15 protein-coding genes are annotated in these 15411 nt (G+C 51.7%); 14 read left to right on the forward strand and 1 reads right to left on the reverse strand.

Translation table 11 applies throughout. The features are described 5' to 3' along the window. Positions 1–84 precede the first annotated feature (84 nt). The 7 genes from BKD14_RS03335 (at position 85) to BKD14_RS03365 (ending at position 7431) form a co-directional block, all read left to right on the forward strand. Positions 85–1137 carry a UDP-glucuronic acid decarboxylase family protein gene (locus BKD14_RS03335; protein WP_083646870.1) on the forward strand — a complete coding sequence of 351 codons (1053 nt, stop codon included), beginning with the start codon at positions 85–87 and terminating at the stop codon, positions 1135–1137. Beyond that, positions 1134–2120: a UDP-glucose 4-epimerase GalE gene (galE, locus tag BKD14_RS03340; protein WP_022709478.1), complete on the forward strand. Its 987-nt coding sequence runs from the start codon at positions 1134–1136 to the stop codon at positions 2118–2120. The genes BKD14_RS03335 and galE overlap by 4 nt, the downstream gene beginning before the upstream one ends. Next, positions 2117–3970 carry a glycosyltransferase family 2 protein gene (locus tag BKD14_RS03345; protein ID WP_075654263.1) on the forward strand — a complete coding sequence of 618 codons (1854 nt, stop codon included), beginning with the start codon at positions 2117–2119 and terminating at the stop codon, positions 3968–3970. The genes galE and BKD14_RS03345 overlap by 4 nt, the downstream gene beginning before the upstream one ends. A gap of 140 nt (positions 3971–4110) precedes the next feature. Then, positions 4111–5313, forward strand: coding sequence for a UDP-glucose/GDP-mannose dehydrogenase family protein (locus BKD14_RS03350; RefSeq protein ID WP_075654264.1), 1203 nt, complete (start codon positions 4111–4113; stop codon positions 5311–5313). After that, a complete protein-coding gene (locus tag BKD14_RS03355) occupies positions 5310–5906 on the forward strand; it encodes a DUF995 domain-containing protein (RefSeq protein ID WP_075654265.1) in 597 nt (198 codons plus the stop codon). The genes BKD14_RS03350 and BKD14_RS03355 overlap by 4 nt, the downstream gene beginning before the upstream one ends. Positions 5907–5921: 15 nt before the next feature. Further along, positions 5922–6878, forward strand: coding sequence for a glycosyl hydrolase (locus BKD14_RS03360; protein WP_022709481.1), 957 nt, complete (start codon positions 5922–5924; stop codon positions 6876–6878). Between the two features lie 31 nt (positions 6879–6909). Further along, positions 6910–7431, forward strand: coding sequence for a DUF995 domain-containing protein (locus BKD14_RS03365; RefSeq protein WP_075654266.1), 522 nt, complete (start codon positions 6910–6912; stop codon positions 7429–7431). Between the two features lie 33 nt (positions 7432–7464). On the opposite strand, the gene BKD14_RS03370 is transcribed toward BKD14_RS03365, so the two are convergent. Continuing rightward, positions 7465–7842, reverse strand: a complete 378-nt coding sequence (locus BKD14_RS03370; protein WP_245293549.1) for a hypothetical protein — start codon at positions 7840–7842, stop codon at positions 7465–7467. Between the two features lie 827 nt (positions 7843–8669). Here BKD14_RS03370 and BKD14_RS03375 point away from each other — a divergent pair. The 7 genes from BKD14_RS03375 (at position 8670) to BKD14_RS03405 (ending at position 15401) form a co-directional block, all read left to right on the forward strand. Beyond that, complete coding sequence (locus BKD14_RS03375; RefSeq protein WP_022709484.1) at positions 8670–9779, forward strand: extracellular solute-binding protein; 1110 nt, start codon at positions 8670–8672, stop codon at positions 9777–9779. 116 nt (positions 9780–9895) lie between these two features. Further along, on the forward strand, positions 9896–10882 hold the full coding sequence (locus BKD14_RS03380; protein ID WP_033315823.1) for an ABC transporter permease: 987 nt from the start codon (positions 9896–9898) through the stop codon (positions 10880–10882). Further along, the gene (locus BKD14_RS03385; protein ID WP_022709486.1) at positions 10882–11676 is read left to right on the forward strand and encodes an ABC transporter permease; all 795 of its coding nucleotides are present in this window, start codon (positions 10882–10884) and stop codon (positions 11674–11676) included. The genes BKD14_RS03380 and BKD14_RS03385 overlap by 1 nt, the downstream gene beginning before the upstream one ends. Beyond that, the gene (locus BKD14_RS03390; protein ID WP_075654267.1) at positions 11676–12752 is read left to right on the forward strand and encodes an ABC transporter ATP-binding protein; all 1077 of its coding nucleotides are present in this window, start codon (positions 11676–11678) and stop codon (positions 12750–12752) included. Before BKD14_RS03385 ends, BKD14_RS03390 begins: the two co-directional genes overlap by 1 nt. A gap of 78 nt (positions 12753–12830) precedes the next feature. Further along, positions 12831–14330: an NAD(P)/FAD-dependent oxidoreductase gene (locus tag BKD14_RS03395; RefSeq protein WP_075654268.1), complete on the forward strand. Its 1500-nt coding sequence runs from the start codon at positions 12831–12833 to the stop codon at positions 14328–14330. Then, the gene (locus BKD14_RS03400; protein ID WP_075654269.1) at positions 14330–14833 is read left to right on the forward strand and encodes a hypothetical protein; all 504 of its coding nucleotides are present in this window, start codon (positions 14330–14332) and stop codon (positions 14831–14833) included. The genes BKD14_RS03395 and BKD14_RS03400 overlap by 1 nt, the downstream gene beginning before the upstream one ends. Then, positions 14826–15401, forward strand: a complete 576-nt coding sequence (locus BKD14_RS03405; protein WP_075654270.1) for a peroxidase-related enzyme — start codon at positions 14826–14828, stop codon at positions 15399–15401. Before BKD14_RS03400 ends, BKD14_RS03405 begins: the two co-directional genes overlap by 8 nt. Positions 15402–15411 lie beyond the last annotated feature (10 nt).

The raw sequence follows: 15411 nt of genomic DNA on the forward strand, positions 1-15411 counted from the left end.
TTTTTAGTAAGTTTACTTAAGTAATTTCATTAAATTTCTTTTTACATCAATGCAGATTTAAAGATAAATTTGATGGAGTTGAAGATGAGTGAACTTAATCAACATATTGGTAATCAGTCTGGCAGAACACCTGTACGTGAGCTTTATGCTGTTCAGTCGGATATATTACATAAGCAGATTATTGTTACAGGCGGAGCCGGTTTTCTCGGTTCGCATCTCTGTGAGCGTCTCCTCCGTTCAGGCCATCGGGTTATCTGCGTTGATAATTTCTCGACCGGCAGCAAGCAGAATATTATGCATCTGCTTGGTTATGACACTTTCAGTGTTATTGATCATGATATTGTTGAGCCGTTCGATCTGGAAGCGGATGAGATTTACAATCTCGCGTGTCCCGCATCACCGCCGCATTATCAGGCCGACCCTGTACATACAACGCTGACCAGTGTGCTGGGCGCGTATAATCTGCTGACACTGGCTGCCCGCTATAATGCCCGCATTTTTCAGGCGTCAACATCAGAGGTTTACGGTGATCCGCATATTCATCCGCAGGTCGAAACCTATTGGGGCAATGTCAATCCGTTCGGCCCGCGCTCCTGCTATGATGAGGGAAAGCGCTGTGCGGAAACCCTGTTTTTCGACTTTCACAAAGCCTATGACACAGAAATAAAAATCGTCAGGATTTTCAATACTTTTGGCCCGAATATGCGACCGGACGACGGACGTGTGGTCTCCAATTTTATTGTTCAGGCGCTGAAGGGCGAGGACATTACGATTTACGGTGACGGCACGCAGACCCGTTCCTTCTGCTATGTGGATGACCTGATCGAAGGTTTTGTCCGTCTGATGGCGGCCGATGCATCGGTGACAGGACCGGTTAATCTGGGCAATCCCGGTGAGTTTATGATCGGTGAACTGGCGAAGATCGTGATTGATCTGACAGGTTCACGCTCGCGTATTGTTCATCACCCGCTGCCTGTCGATGACCCGCGTCAGCGCCGTCCTGATATCTCGCTTGCAATGCGTGAACTGGGCTGGCAGCCGCAGGTACAGCTGACCGAAGGTCTGGAAAAGACGATCACCTATTTTGACAGCCGTCTGAGCCTCTCCGGAAACAGATTACGGGAGATGGCCAGATGACAGCAAAGCGCATTCTGATTACGGGCGGTGCCGGTTATATCGGGAGCCATACAGCCAAGCTTCTGAAGTTCCGGGGTATTGAGCCGGTTGTTTATGACAATTTGTCCACGGGGCACCGGTCTTCCGTGCGCTATGGCCCGCTTGTTCAGGCCGATATTCTGGACACGATGCTGCTGACGGAAACGATCCTGCGTTATATGCCGGTTGCTGTTATTCATTTTGCTGCGTCCGCCTATGTCGGGGAATCCGTCACAGACCCTGCAAAATATTACCGTAATAATGTCTGCGGAACTTTGTCTTTACTGGATGCCTGTCGCGAGACAGGGCTGGATAAGGTGATCTTTTCTTCGAGCTGCGCCACTTATGGCGTGCCGGCAAATTTGCCGGTTGCGGAAACTGCCGCCCAGATCCCCGTCAGCCCTTATGGTCAGACCAAGTTGATTGCTGAACATATGCTGGCTGACTATGCCTCGGCTTTCGGGCTGCGCTATGTGGCTTTGCGCTATTTCAATGCCTGCGGTGCTGATCCGGAAGGTGAGCTGGGAGAGTGGCATGATCCGGAAACCCATCTCATCCCCCGCGCGCTGCTGGCCGCAGCCGGAAAAATCGCACAGCTTGAGATTTTCGGAGATGATTATGACACTGAGGACGGCACCTGTGTGCGGGACTATATTCATGTCACTGATCTCGCCCGCGCCCATGTTCTGGCTTACGATTATCTTGCTGGTGGCGGTGACAATCTCGCTGTCAATCTCGGGACAGGACGCGGCTCTTCTATTCGCGAAATTCTCAATACGATCGACAAGGTAACCGGCCGTCCGGTCCCCATCATTATTCGTCCGCGTCGCGCAGGTGACCCGCCGGCTCTTTATGCCGATCCCGCTCTTGCGCGCCATATGCTTGGTTTTGAACCGCAATATTCGGATCTGGAAACAATTGTCCGGACTGCGGCTCCTTTCTTCGGACTGGAGGCGAGATCATGACACGTCCTGCCATCAACAGACAGAAGTCCTTCACTCTGAATGGTGAACCGCTGCTGGTATCCGTATTTCAGGGCTACAGACGGACAGAATATATTGCCGGTGTTGCCATATGGCTGGCAGCTTTCATCTATTTCTGGGTCTGGTGGCTGCAGCCTGAGCATCATGTGAGCACTTTCGGAACGATTATCACAACCGCAGCGCTGGCATGGTTAACATTGATTCCTGCTTATTTTCTGGTCATGTTTTACTTTGCGGTAAAGCCTGTCGGTGCTTTGCGTATACCGCAGAACAGCCGGATCGCTATGGTTGTGACCAAAGCGCCGTCAGAGCCGTTTCCCATTGTTGCTGAAACACTGCTGGCGATGCTGGCGCAGACACAGCCGCATGATACCTGGCTTGCGGATGAAGATCCGTCACCGGAAACACTGGCATGGTGCCGTGAACACGGAGTTTTCGTATCAACACGCAAAGGCCGCGCCGATTATCACCGGCAGACATGGCCGCGCCGTACACGCTGCAAGGAAGGCAATCTTGCGTTTTTCTATGATCATTACGGCTATGAGCGCTATGATTTTGTTGCGCAGCTTGATGCCGATCATGTGCCTGAACCGGATTATCTCTGGCAGATGTTGCGGCCTTTCGCCGATCCTGCTGTCGGTTATGTTTCCGCACCCAGTATTTGTGACCGCAATGCTGCGGAAAGCTGGTCGGCACGCGGGCGTCTCATTGCAGAAGCGAATTTTCATGGATGCTTGCAAGCAGGCTATAGCGGCGGTTTCGCACCGATGTGTATCGGTTCTCATTATGCCGTGCGTACTGTGGCACTCAGGGAAATCGGCGGGCTCGGACCGGAACTGGCTGAAGACCATTCCACAACGCTGATGATGAATGCCTATGGCTGGCGTGGTGTCCATGCGATTGATGCCATTGCGCATGGCGATGGCCCACGCACTTTCGGCGACCTGATTACGCAGGAATTTCAGTGGGCACGCAGCATTGTGATGATCCTGCTGCAATATTCGCCGGATCTGATCCCGCGCCTGACACCCCGTTTGCGGTTTTCATTTTTGTTCTCACAATTTTGGTATCCGCTGTCTTCGCTGTTGACTGCAACACTCTTTGCCATGCCGGTTATTGCGCTCATTCGCGGTAAGCCTTTTGTTGCTGTCACATATCCTGAATTTTTGACGCATTTTCTGCCGATGTCGCTGATCCTTCTGGTTTTCGCCTATCGCTGGCGGGCAACCGGAACATTCAGGCCTGTAAATAGTCAAATTCTGAGCTGGGAAGGCATACTCTTTTTGCTTGCCCGCTGGCCTTGGGCACTGGCAGGAACACTTGCGGCATTGCGCGACTGGATGACCGGATCTTTTGTTGACTTCCGCGTTACGCCGAAGGGAACATCCGAGGTTGATCCACTGCCTTTCAGGGTTCTGGTGCCTTATGCAATCATTGCGCTTGGCTCTGTTTTTGCTGTGCTTTTGGTGTCTGATGCCGGTGAAAGCCGCGGATTTTATCTCTTCGCCATTTTCAACAGTGTGATTTATGCGGTGCTGATGATCGTGGTGCTTGTCCGGCACAGCGTGGAAAACAAAGTGCGTATGACCACACGCTATTATCGTCCGGTTCTATTGGCGACCATTCTGACCCTTATCATTCTGCCCGGATTTGCAACTTTTGAACGGGGACGTGAAAGCCTCGAAGTGCTTGCCTTTGGCGCAAAACATGTCCGGCTTTTCGAAGAACGTTATTCGGCAGCCGGTGCCGGTGTCGGCGGACAATCGCTGCGCATAACCACATTCAGTCCGCATTGGCGCTCAGACACATCAGCAAACATATCGGAAGATTAGAGCGTATCCCGAAAAGCGGGAACCGGTTTTCGATTAAGATGCGAGCAAAAACAAAGAGATAGAGCATTTCATCGGATTTAGTCAAAACTGACATGCTCTAGGAAATTATAACAGGGAGGCGCCTCAGGGCGTTGCAGATCATGAAAATCACGATGATAGGAACCGGATATGTCGGCCTCGTCAGCGGCACCTGTTTTGCACATTGGGGCAATGACGTTATCTGTGTCGATAAGAACGCTGCAAAAATAGCCGGACTTAATCAGGGCATCCTGCCGATTTACGAACCGGAGCTGGACGGGCTGGTCAGCAAATATCATCAGGCGGGACGTTTGTCTTTCACCTGTGATCTGGCAGCAGCGGTCAAAGATGCGGATATTGTGTTTATCGCTGTCGGCACACCGGCGCGCGCCGGTCACGGCGATGCGGACCTGTCATTCGTCTATATGGCTGCCAAGGAAATCGCACCGCATGATGTGCCGGTTGTGGTTACCAGACGGCGCACATCCGAGCTGATTAAATATGCCGCTAATGCATTTCTGGCGACCAAGATTACCTTCATGAATGAACTGGCCGACCTGTGCGAACTGGCAGGCAGTGATATCAGTGATCTGGCGCTGGGTATTGGTCTTGACCGGCGCATCGGCTCCAGCTTCCTGAATGCAGGTCCCGGCTATGGCGGTTCCTGCTTTCCGAAAGATACGCTGGCTCTGTTGCGCACCGCTCAGGATTACGGCGTAGCCTTGCGGGTAGTCGAGGAAACCGTAACAGCAAATGAAGCACGCAAACGCAAAATGGCGCTGAAAGTGCTTGATGCTGTCGGCGGCGATGTGGACGGGCTGACCATTGCGGTTCTCGGTCTGACATTCAAGCCGGATACGGATGATATGCGTGAGGCACCGTCGGTTCCTCTGATCGAGACATTGCAGCGTTTCGGGGCAACAATCCGCGCTTTTGATCCGGTGGGCATGCCAAATGCCGCGCAGATGCTGGATGATGTGGCTTTGATTGATGATCCTTATGAATGCGCACGCAATGCAGATGCCGTTGTCATCGTGACAGAATGGGATTGTATCCGCAGGCTGGATCTGACCCGCTTGAGAAAACTCATGAACGCACCCGTTCTTGTTGATCTGCGCAATGCAGTTTCTCAGGAAAGTGCAGAGGCAGCGGGTTTCCGTATCACGATGATTGGTAAACCGGTTCGAAATAACAAGGAAACACATTCTGCCGCTCTGGCAGAGAAGGAAGCAAAGTCTGCTGTAACGGCAGGAGGGGGCGTAAGAGGCAGGCTTCACACCGGCAATGATGGAAAAGCCGGAACAGCAGGGAGAAGCAGGCTATGAGCAGAGATAAAAACAAGACCAGAATTCAGAAATATGGTGCAGGCTTACGCAGATTTAGTGTTATGCTGGCCGCACTGACAATGACGGGTGTGCCCGTTATACCGGCCGGTGCCGCAGAACCGGTCAAAGTGCCCGCACAGGCAAGAGCAATGTCCGCTGCAGAGCTCTATGTGCTTTACCGGAATAAAACCTGGCAATGGCCGGACGGCGCAGGCCGTATGCAGGAAAAAGACCGCACCTTTATCGGCTGGTCAGGCTCAGGGAATGATACCCGCTGGGCTGAAGGGCGGTGGGTGCTGAGTGATACGGGGCTGATGTGTCTGAAAGCTGAATGGCATGGCGTACAGACAAAACAGGCCAATAAAACCTGTTTCCGCCACCGTATTTATGAAGACACGATTTATCAGAAAAAAGAACCTTCCGGCAGCTGGTATGTTTTTAAACATGCCAAGGCCGCAGACAGTGATGAGTTCAAAAAACTCATTGCTGAAGACACGGTGAGCGCTCAGCTGGCAAAGCTGCAGCCGTTCACGCAACAGGCAGATGCCAAACAGCAACCGTTCTCTGCACAGGCTCCGAACGGTACAAATTAATGCAGGAGAAAGGCAATGGATAGGATATCCAAAATTATTGCATTGTCATTCGTCGGGGTCATGTTGTCCGGTACTGCTCATGCCGCAAGCAGCACTCCGCTTGGTATCCCTAACGAGATGTCAGCAACTCAGGATCAGCCGTCCACGAAACGTCCGGTGATAACACCATCCTCTATAGGTTTTGGTGCTTATGACCCGCATGGCGATTTCGGTGATGACAAGAATTCAAAAATCGAACATCTGTTTCTGCCATGGGAAGATGTTGAGCTGGGGTCATTGGCACTTGCCGATGATTACGCGCTCAAACGCGGCCGCACATTGTTGATTTCAGTCGAACCATGGTCGTGGTCGCCGGACTGGCGTATTTCCTCACCGCAGCTTTTGCAGAGTATTCTGAAAGGAGAGCGGGATGTGTATATGGCAAAGGTCTGCACAGAAGCGGCAAAACTGAAAAGTCCGGTTATCATCCGTTGGGCGCAGGAAATGGATGAAACGGATAACCAGTTTACCTGGGCGCATTGGCAGCCCGATGAATATGTAAAGGCGTATCAGCGTATGGTGCGTGTATGCAAAGAAAGTCTGCCAAATGCCAAATATATGTGGTCACCAAAAGGCAATGAGGGGCTTCAGGCCTTTTATCCCGGCGATGACTATGTTGATATTGTTGGGCTTTCCGTCTTCGGTTACCAAAAATACGACCGTGCAACCAAGGGCGGGGATCAGACTTTTTCTGAACGTCTGGCACCGGGCTATGACCGTGTAAAAGGCTTCGGCAAACCGATCTGGGTCGCCGAGCTGGGCTATGACGGCGATGCCGCATATGACCGGAACTGGGCTGAGAATGTTGCCAAGGCTCATCCGGAATTTCCTGAACTGAAAACCGTGGTTTATTTCAATGACCGTGAAGTTTATCCATGGGCGAACGGTTTCGGGAAGCCTGAATGGCGCGTTGTGAATACACCAACCAACTGAACCACGCTGTCTGAGCGTGAGGGAGGCGATTATGTCAATGTTTCGTGCAATGACACTTATAATAGCGGTAGCCGGCGGATTGGGTTTGAGCGTTTCCGCTGGTCTTGCGGCTCCGGCAGCGGCTCAGACAGCGTCAGGTGCAGACACGGCTAAGCCACTCAGCAGTTCCGAAATTTACCGGATTTACAGCCATAATTCATGGATGTGGAAAGACGGCGCCGGTTATTTTGCCGTGTCAAAACGGCAATTCAAGGCATGGTCCGGCAGGGGCAGCAATGCTTCTGCCGGTCAGGGGATCTGGTTTATCACCGATCCCGGAAAATTATGTTTCCGTGCGACATGGTATGAAAAAGGTACCAGTTTTCCGGCAACAACCTGCTTCAGCCACCGCGAAAAGAACGGCGTTATTTATCAACGAAAAGAGCCGAATGGTGACTGGTATATTTTCAAACATGCACCGGCAAGAAAAGGTGATGAAATCACCAAATTCCGCCGGGGTGATTATGTGAGCAGACAACTGGATCGCATGATGCCGACTATGGCATCCAACTGACTATGAAGCTGGCGCCAGATATCTTGTTTGCCGTCAGCTTCTGTTAAAGCAGCGTGTTTTGCTGCCGAAACCACTTGGTGTGCAGATATAAGGCGCACGTCCCAGATAGTTTGCGGAAGCCACTCTGACTGATTTTGAAGATGTCACTGTTTTGGTAGCAGCAACACGCGGTGCACGTTGCGTGCGCGGGGCTTGCATATCATCTGCTTTGGCGATGGCAGTGGTTTTTGCAGGCAGGCCATAACCGACTTTGGTGACAGACGTTGCCTGTGTTTCAGCAACATTATAGCCAGTGCTGCATCCGGCAATGGCCAGACTGCCAGCCAGAACGGCTGTAAGAGCGAGTGTTGTGGATTTGAAAGGCATGCGATTACGGTGACCCGCGAGGATCTTTGCGGAGAAGAGTTGCATTCGTGTGAACCTTTGTTCCGATGCCGTGACACAGGAACGTATAAACTGAATAAATTAATACGAAGTGATTAAGATCGGGACAATTAGCAATTGAAGCATTGCCTAATTGAGTTAGATCTAAAGTTGTAAGGGCTTCATATAGTATCGGTCGCGGGAACCCAACCCCTTTTCGCGGGAATGCTGCCGGACAACGAGACAGGCTTGTAACTCATGATACCGTTTTTTGTACTTGCCCGGCGTGCTGCATAAAATTTACTGCAATTCAATAACTTGCCTACCTGCAACCGTTTTTCCTGCAATCGGCGGCATCAGGGCGTTTGTGTTAGATTTTTGTACAGATGGTTTAATTTGCGTCGAAATGGCGCATGCAGGTCAGGAGATTCTCTCTGCGAGAATTATCCGGTCTCATTGTTGAGCTGTGCAGAAGCGGAAGCAGCGGAAAAAAAATCCGCTATAAAAGATTTTTCAGTTTGGGTTGCACAGAGCAGAATTGTCAATTGCCCTGCGTAAATCAGGCGTGACTAAAAAAATATTCTCTGGCAAAATTCATCAACAAAATTATGATGTTAAATCAAATGCAATTTTGATTTGCTTTGCATTTTAAGGGCCTTTGTTTATAGTCGTTGATTATAATGCTAAAAATTATTTCTTTATAATAAAGCCCTTGACATATTTCTGCTTTATCGGAATTATCCATTTTAGCGGACATTTTTCCACCAGATCCGATATTTCTGCCGAAGGGAAGCGGCGAAGTATTTTCAATTGATCCTGTGGGTGAGCCTGATCTGCGCCTGATAATAAAAAACAAATATCTTCAGGGGAACATAATGAGGAAGACTCTTCTGGTTAACCGCCGGTCAGCATTGAAGCTGGTTGCGGCAGGGACAGCTGTGCTGTCGTCACCATATATCATCAGACCGCGTCCGGCATGGGCTGAAAACGGCGTTCTGAATGTTACAACCTATGACAAATTTCTGCCGCAGGACTTTCTGGACAAGTTCCAGAAGGATACCGGTATTGAAGTGCGCGTTCGTCTGACAGACGATCAGGGCAAGCAATATAACCTGCTGACTGCAGAAGGCGCCAATCCGTCAACCGACATCGTAACGGTTGCAGGGCACCGCTATAGCCAGTTCATCCAGTCCAAGCTGATTTCTGCAATTGATACAGATAAAATCAGCAACTGGAAAAACCTCAATTCTGTCTATCAGGATGCCAAATGGGCGCGCGTTGAGGACAAGCTCTGGGGGCTGCCAATTCTGGCCGGCTATGAGGGGCTTGCACGCAATACTGATTACGTTAAGGAAGCGGACAGTCTGGAGATCATGTTTGATCCGGAATATAAGGGGCAGACCTCTTATATCGTCAGCGACTTCCTGACGCTGGCCATGCAATATCTTGGCTATGACGGTGACTTTGTCAGCTATACGGATAATCGTGAGCTTGCACAAAAGGCCACCAATGATGCCCGCGACCTCCTGATTAAACACAAGGATATGGTGCGTAAATATTACGATGCCGGTTCCGAAGTGCAGCAGATGTTTATCAATGAAGATATTTATCTGGCGCATTCCTGGTCGGGTCCGGTTGCCAAGCTGATTATGGAAGGCCATCCGATCCAGCTTTCTGCACCGAAAGAAGGCACATTTGGCTTCGTATATACGCTGAACATCGTCAATAATGCGCCTAATCAGGAAAATGCCTATAAGCTGCTTAATGCAGTTCTGGCAGATCCGGCAGTCGGTGCATCGATGACCCGTCAGTCCGGCTACAGTTCCACCATCAATGGTGTGGCTGATCTGCTGAATGACCGTGAGAAGATGGCAGCAACCTTGCCACAGAACCAGCTTGAGCGGGTTATCTTCTTCAGCTCCGTCAACCGCGATATGAAAAACGAACTGGTCGACCGTGCAACTGCCGAGGTCAAAGCCGCCTGACGGCTCTGCGTTCTGAATGAATGTTTGCGCCCGATCCGGCGCAAACATCCTTCCCGTAAAATGACTGTCTGATGAAACAGCACGACATGCGTCGCAGGGCTGAACAGGAAAGCTATATGTCTGACACCTCTATCAGGGACGATATTGGTATAAGCCAAAAAGCGGAAATGCCGCGCTATTCGACACGGATAGCAAAAGTCATGAATTCCGGCTTGTATCAGAAAACATTGGGAGCCGCGGTCAATTCGCGTTACGGACGCGTGATCCTGCTGGCAGGTTTTCCTCTGCTCTGGCTCATTTTTCTGCATGTCGGGCCGATTTATCAGATGCTGAAAATCAGCCTGATGTCGCAATATCCGCTGCCTGCGGGCAGTGAGCCGCAATATACGCTGGATAATTATGCGATCTTCTTTCAGGAGTCGATTTACTTCACGCCCCTGATCCGCAGCTTCTTTTTCTCACTTTTTGCAACTACAGCCACCCTGATCGTGGTTTATCCGGTTGCTTATTATGTTGCGAAAATTGTGCGTCCGGAAGGCCGTTCCAAAGCACTGCTGCTGCTGCTCGTGCCATTCTGGGCAGGGGAGCTGATCCGCACATTCTCGGTGATTATGCTGCTGGCAAACCGTGGTGCGCTCAATGTTTTTCTGCGGGAAATCGGTCTGATCGACCGGCCGATCCAGATGCTTTACGGCCCGTTCTCTCTGACATTCGGTCTGATCTATCTCGTGTGCCTGTATATGTTGCTGCCGCTTTATTCCGCGATTGAGAAAATCCCGTCCTCCTATCTCGATGCCGCTGCCGATCTTGGTGCAGGCCCGTGGACACGGTTCCGCAGAATTATTCTGCCTTTGTCCAAGGAAGGCATTATTTCGGGTTGCTCACTGGTCTTTCTCACAACAGTCGGTGTTTTCGCCACGCCGATGCTGCTTGGCGGGCCCGGTACAGTGATGTTCCCTGAAACCATCAGCGGCTTCTTCCACGGCGCCAGCAATAAATGGCCGGTAGGTGCGGCTTTTGCCATCATCATGCTGGTAACCGCTTTAACAGCTGCCGGAATTTTCATGCGCCTTGTCGGCGGCCGTAAACGGAGGGTGATCTGATGCGTAACCTGTTTCATGATGCACCGCGCACGGCTCTGACAGCAACCTATTGGGCCTTTGTCATCTATCTGATGCTGCCGTTGATGCTGATGATGGCGATGAGTTTTAAAGATGCCAGTTTCATTGCTTTTCCGATCAGCGAATGGACCTTTGACTGGTATGTCAAGGTCATGCAGGACAAGCAATTTCTCGAAGCTGTTATCTATTCCGTTCTGATTGCTGCGGCGACCACGCTGGCGGCTACGACGATCGGCACATGGATTGCCATGCTGATTGTGGCGGAAGGGATTAAAGGTCAGGCAATTATTTTTGCGCTTGCTTGTCTGCCTGCCGTCGTGCCGGGGATGATCTCGGCGATTTCGATGCGCATTTTCATCTCGTCCATTGATATGCCGACAGGTACAGCCGCCATTATTCTGGGGCACACAGTGCACGCCGTGCCTTTTGTGGTGGTGATGGTGCTGACAAGACTGCGCACAATGCCGGGCAATCTGGTGGATGCGGCGCGTGATCTCGGTGCAGACAGCGTTGTGGCCTTCTTCCGTGTGACACTGCCTTATCTCTGGCCTGCAATCATGGGCGGTATGATCTTTTGCGTGCTGCTGTCGATTGATGACTTTGTGCGCACCTTCTTTCTGGGTGGCTACAAGCCGACGCTCCCGATGCTGATTTTCGCCAAGGTGCAGGGCGGTATGTCTCCTGAAATCAACGCCATGGCAACGCTTGTCCTTTTGGTGACCGCAGCCGTTGGCCTCTATGCAGAATATAAAACCCGCCGTTCGAGGACACGCTAATGGAACCGATCGTTAAATTTGAGAATGTAACAAAAAGCTATGGTTCTTTTGTTGCGGTGGAAGAGCTTAACCTGACCATTGAAGCAGGCAAATTCATCACATTGCTCGGGCCTTCCGGCTGCGGTAAATCCACCACTTTGCGCATGCTCGGCGGCTTTGAAACACCGACATCCGGCCGCATTATCATCGCAGGCAAAGACGTGACAAAGCTGCCGCCTAACAAGCGCGATGTGAATATTGTGTTTCAGGATTATGCGCTGTTTCCGCATATGTCCGTTGCTAAGAATATTGCCTTCGGTCTGGAGCTAAAAGGCCGCGACAAGCACTTTATTCACAAGCGGGTGACTGAATTGCTGGAACTGGTGCAGTTGCAGGATTATGCACATCGCCTGCCGTCAGAGCTTTCCGGCGGTCAGCGTCAGCGTGTGGCTCTGATGCGTGCGCTGGCACCGGATCCGCAGGTTTTGCTGCTGGATGAACCGCTCTCGGCACTGGATGCAAAACTGCGCCAGCAGATGCAGATCGAGCTGAAATCCATTCAGGAAAAAACCGGCAAGACCTTTGTCTTTGTTACGCATGATCAGGAAGAGGCACTCACAATGTCTGACCAGATTATTGTGATGAACAAAGGTCGCATTGAACAGATGGGTGATCCGCATACACTCTATCGTGCGCCGAAGAGCGTTTTTGTTGCCAATTTTATCGGTGAAACCAATCTGCTGCGCAGTCAGGTTTCCGGCGTTGAAAATGATATGCTGAAGCTGAACTGGAACGACAATATTCTGACGGCTCCGCGCGGCACTGCGAGCGTTTCAGCGCAGGACGGCTATTTCATTGCTCTGCGCCCAGAAGCGATCCGCTGCACACAAACAGCACCGGAAAGTCAGAACCGTTTGAAAGGCCGCATCCGTCAGCTGGTGTTCAAAGGCAATCATACGTCTGTCTTTGTTGAGGTGGACGGCGGTACGGTTCTCAATGCGCTCAGCCATCCGGCAGATATCACTTCTTCCGTCGGGGATGACATCTGGGTCAGCTGGAAGCCGGAAAGCGCAACAGTCTTACCTGTTTCGAACTGAGGTCATGCAGATCATTCCGGTCGCTTTGATGTGACCGGAATTTCATCATTATCTGAGAAAACCGGATGGAAATGAGTTATGCAATATAACGTGCAGGCACCGCTTAAGGTTGCCGCTTCCACTCTTGAAGGGCTGGAACATCGTGTCCGCGATGATTTGGCCTGTCTGTGTTATCCGCCTGCAAACTGGGTGGAAACAACTGATGGTGCAGAGAAAGTGCATGATGTCGTGATTATCGGCGGCGGCATGTGCGGGCTCGTTGCCGGATTTTCACTGCTGGCGGGCGGCATCCGTAATATCCGTATTTTCGACCGCAGTCCTGAAGGCTTTGAAGGCCCGTGGCTCACTTATGCGCGTATGGAAACACTGCGATCGCCAAAACAGCTGACAGGCCCTGCCTATGGTATTGCTTCGCTGACATTCCGCTCGTGGTACGTGGCGCAATTCGGCAATGATGCATGGGCTGAGATGGATAAAATCCCGCGCCCGATGTGGATGGACTATCTGCGCTGGTACCGGAAAGTTCTGTCTCTGCCGGTTGAGAATAATATCGAGGTCAAATCCATCCTGCCGGAAGGGCCGCTGATGCGCCTGACACTGGCGGGCAGCGGTGCCAAAGAGGCGACAATTCTGGCGCGCAAAATTGTCATGGCGACTGGCCGTGACGGTATGGGGCATCCCAATATTCCGGACTTTGTAGCGGGGCTGGACAGGAAGTTCTGGGCGCATTCTTCTGATGCGATTGATTTTCAGGCACTGCGCTCCAAACGGGTGGTTGTGGTCGGTGTGGGAGCCTCTGCGGTGGATAATGCCGCTGAGGCACTGGAAGCCGGTGCCAAAGAAGTGCGCCATCTTATCCGCCGCAAGGAAATGCCGCAGATTAACAAGCTGATGGGTATTGGCTCCTTTGGTTTTACGGCCGCTTTTTCCAAATTGGATGATGCACGCCGCTGGCAGATCATGAATTATTCATTGCGCACCCAGACCCCTGCACCGCGCGGCTCAACGCTGCGGGTCAGCCGTCATGACAATGCGTATTTTCATTTTAATGCCGGTGTGAAATCGGTCGAGCAGAGCGGTGATGAACTCATTATCACAACACAGGACGGTAGCCGGCTGGTTACGGATTTCCTGATCCTTGGCACCGGCTTCACCGTTGACCCGCTGGCACGCAAAGAACTGGAAGCCTATGCGGATAAAATCCTGCTCTGGCGCGATTGCTATACACCTCCGGCCGGTGAAGAAAATAAAGAACTCGGCAATCATCCTTATCTTTCCGCTGACTTTTCTTTCCGTGAGAAAGAGGCGGGCACGGCTCCGTGGCTGGCTAATATCTACAGTTTCAATGCCGGTGCGGCGGCCAGTCTTGGCAAGTTGAGCGGCGATATTCCGGGCATCAGCGAAGGCGCGGCCATTCTCGCCCGCGAGATTGCAGCCCGGCTTTATCAGGAAAATTTTGAGCAGCACTGGCAGGCCTTGCTGGATTACAGCACGCCGGAACTGCAGGGCGATGAGTGGAAAGCTTCACCTTTACCGGATGCTGAGCAGATACAGTCGCAACAGGCGGAGGAGGTATAATGACGGAAACTGCGGATATTCTTATCAGCGCTGCCGGTATCGGAGCCACAGATCCTCTGCGTGAGGTACTGGCAGGCCGTGCGGATATTCTGGCGCTGACACAGCAAACCCATGACAGTGCCTTAATGCCTGCCGATGCGGGTGGGTTGTCCCGTGCCGAACGCGCTGCCATTGCGGTGCGAGTTGCCAGACATAATCAGGACGAAGCGCTGACACAGCATTTCACAACTTTGCTGGAACAGGCGGATAATGCTGCAGAAGCGGCTCTGATCGCTGATCTGAATTTCAACGGCGGTGACGATCAGCGTTTGCAGGCTTTGATCCGGCATACGGATATTGTGACGCGCTCTCCTAAAGATGCCACGGGTGCCGATATTGAGAAGCTGCGTCAGGCCGGTGTGAATGACGCTGATATTGTACGGCTTTCGGAGCTTCTGGCATTTGTCAGCTATCAGATCCGCGTTGCAGCCGGTTTGCGTTTGATGAGAGGTTTACATGGGTAAGACCATTCATGAATTCACGACAACAGTGCCGGTCTGGAAACCCTATGTGACGCCGGTTGTGCTGGCGGATGCAACGCCGGAGCAGCTGGATGCGCTGAAAGTCACGCCTTCCAATACCAAGGTTTCGGACTATCTTCTGGTGCTTGCACATGATGCTGAAACGCTGAAGCACCGGTCTCCGTTGTTTAACGGCGTGATGTATAATCGCGGCGGTATGTCCCGCGCAGAGCGGGAAATCGGGGCAGTGGGAGCCTCGGTTGTAAACCAATGTATCTATTGCGCGGCGGTACATGCAAGCCGCTATAATCAGCTGGCAAAGGAAGAGGATACCATTGCCGCCATTTTTCGTGATGGTGTGAATGCGGATATTGAACCGCGGCTGAAAGCAATTTTCAATTTTGCAGTTCGCCTGTCGGCCTGCCCGCCGCAGGCTGATACGACCGACATGCAGGCGCTGACCGAAGCAGGGCTGGATCAGAATGAAATCCTTGATCTCATTCTGTCTGCATCGCTTTTCGGCTGGGCAAACAGACTGATGCATACATTGGGAGAGCCTGTAGAGGAATAGGTCTGCGGCA

This window comes from Pseudochrobactrum sp. B5 (assembly GCF_001939785.1).
Lineage (GTDB): Bacteria > Pseudomonadota > Alphaproteobacteria > Rhizobiales > Rhizobiaceae > Pseudochrobactrum > Pseudochrobactrum saccharolyticum.

Bases quoted from the DNA above. Each gene is read 5' to 3' on its own strand.
- BKD14_RS03335 (WP_083646870.1), top strand. From the start codon at position 85: ATGAGTGAACTTAATCAACATATTGGTAATCAGTCTGGCAGAACACCT.
- galE (WP_022709478.1), top strand. From the start codon at position 1,134: ATGACAGCAAAGCGCATTCTGATTACGGGCGGTGCCGGTTATATCGGG.
- BKD14_RS03345 (WP_075654263.1), top strand. From the start codon at position 2,117: ATGACACGTCCTGCCATCAACAGACAGAAGTCCTTCACTCTGAATGGT.
- BKD14_RS03350 (WP_075654264.1), top strand. From the start codon at position 4,111: ATGAAAATCACGATGATAGGAACCGGATATGTCGGCCTCGTCAGCGGC.
- BKD14_RS03355 (WP_075654265.1), top strand. From the start codon at position 5,310: ATGAGCAGAGATAAAAACAAGACCAGAATTCAGAAATATGGTGCAGGC.
- BKD14_RS03360 (WP_022709481.1), top strand. From the start codon at position 5,922: ATGGATAGGATATCCAAAATTATTGCATTGTCATTCGTCGGGGTCATG.
- BKD14_RS03365 (WP_075654266.1), top strand. From the start codon at position 6,910: ATGTCAATGTTTCGTGCAATGACACTTATAATAGCGGTAGCCGGCGGA.
- BKD14_RS03370 (WP_245293549.1), bottom strand. From the start codon at position 7,842: ATGCAACTCTTCTCCGCAAAGATCCTCGCGGGTCACCGTAATCGCATG.
- BKD14_RS03375 (WP_022709484.1), top strand. From the start codon at position 8,670: ATGAGGAAGACTCTTCTGGTTAACCGCCGGTCAGCATTGAAGCTGGTT.
- BKD14_RS03380 (WP_033315823.1), top strand. From the start codon at position 9,896: ATGTCTGACACCTCTATCAGGGACGATATTGGTATAAGCCAAAAAGCG.
- BKD14_RS03385 (WP_022709486.1), top strand. From the start codon at position 10,882: ATGCGTAACCTGTTTCATGATGCACCGCGCACGGCTCTGACAGCAACC.
- BKD14_RS03390 (WP_075654267.1), top strand. From the start codon at position 11,676: ATGGAACCGATCGTTAAATTTGAGAATGTAACAAAAAGCTATGGTTCT.
- BKD14_RS03395 (WP_075654268.1), top strand. From the start codon at position 12,831: ATGCAATATAACGTGCAGGCACCGCTTAAGGTTGCCGCTTCCACTCTT.
- BKD14_RS03400 (WP_075654269.1), top strand. From the start codon at position 14,330: ATGACGGAAACTGCGGATATTCTTATCAGCGCTGCCGGTATCGGAGCC.
- BKD14_RS03405 (WP_075654270.1), top strand. From the start codon at position 14,826: ATGGGTAAGACCATTCATGAATTCACGACAACAGTGCCGGTCTGGAAA.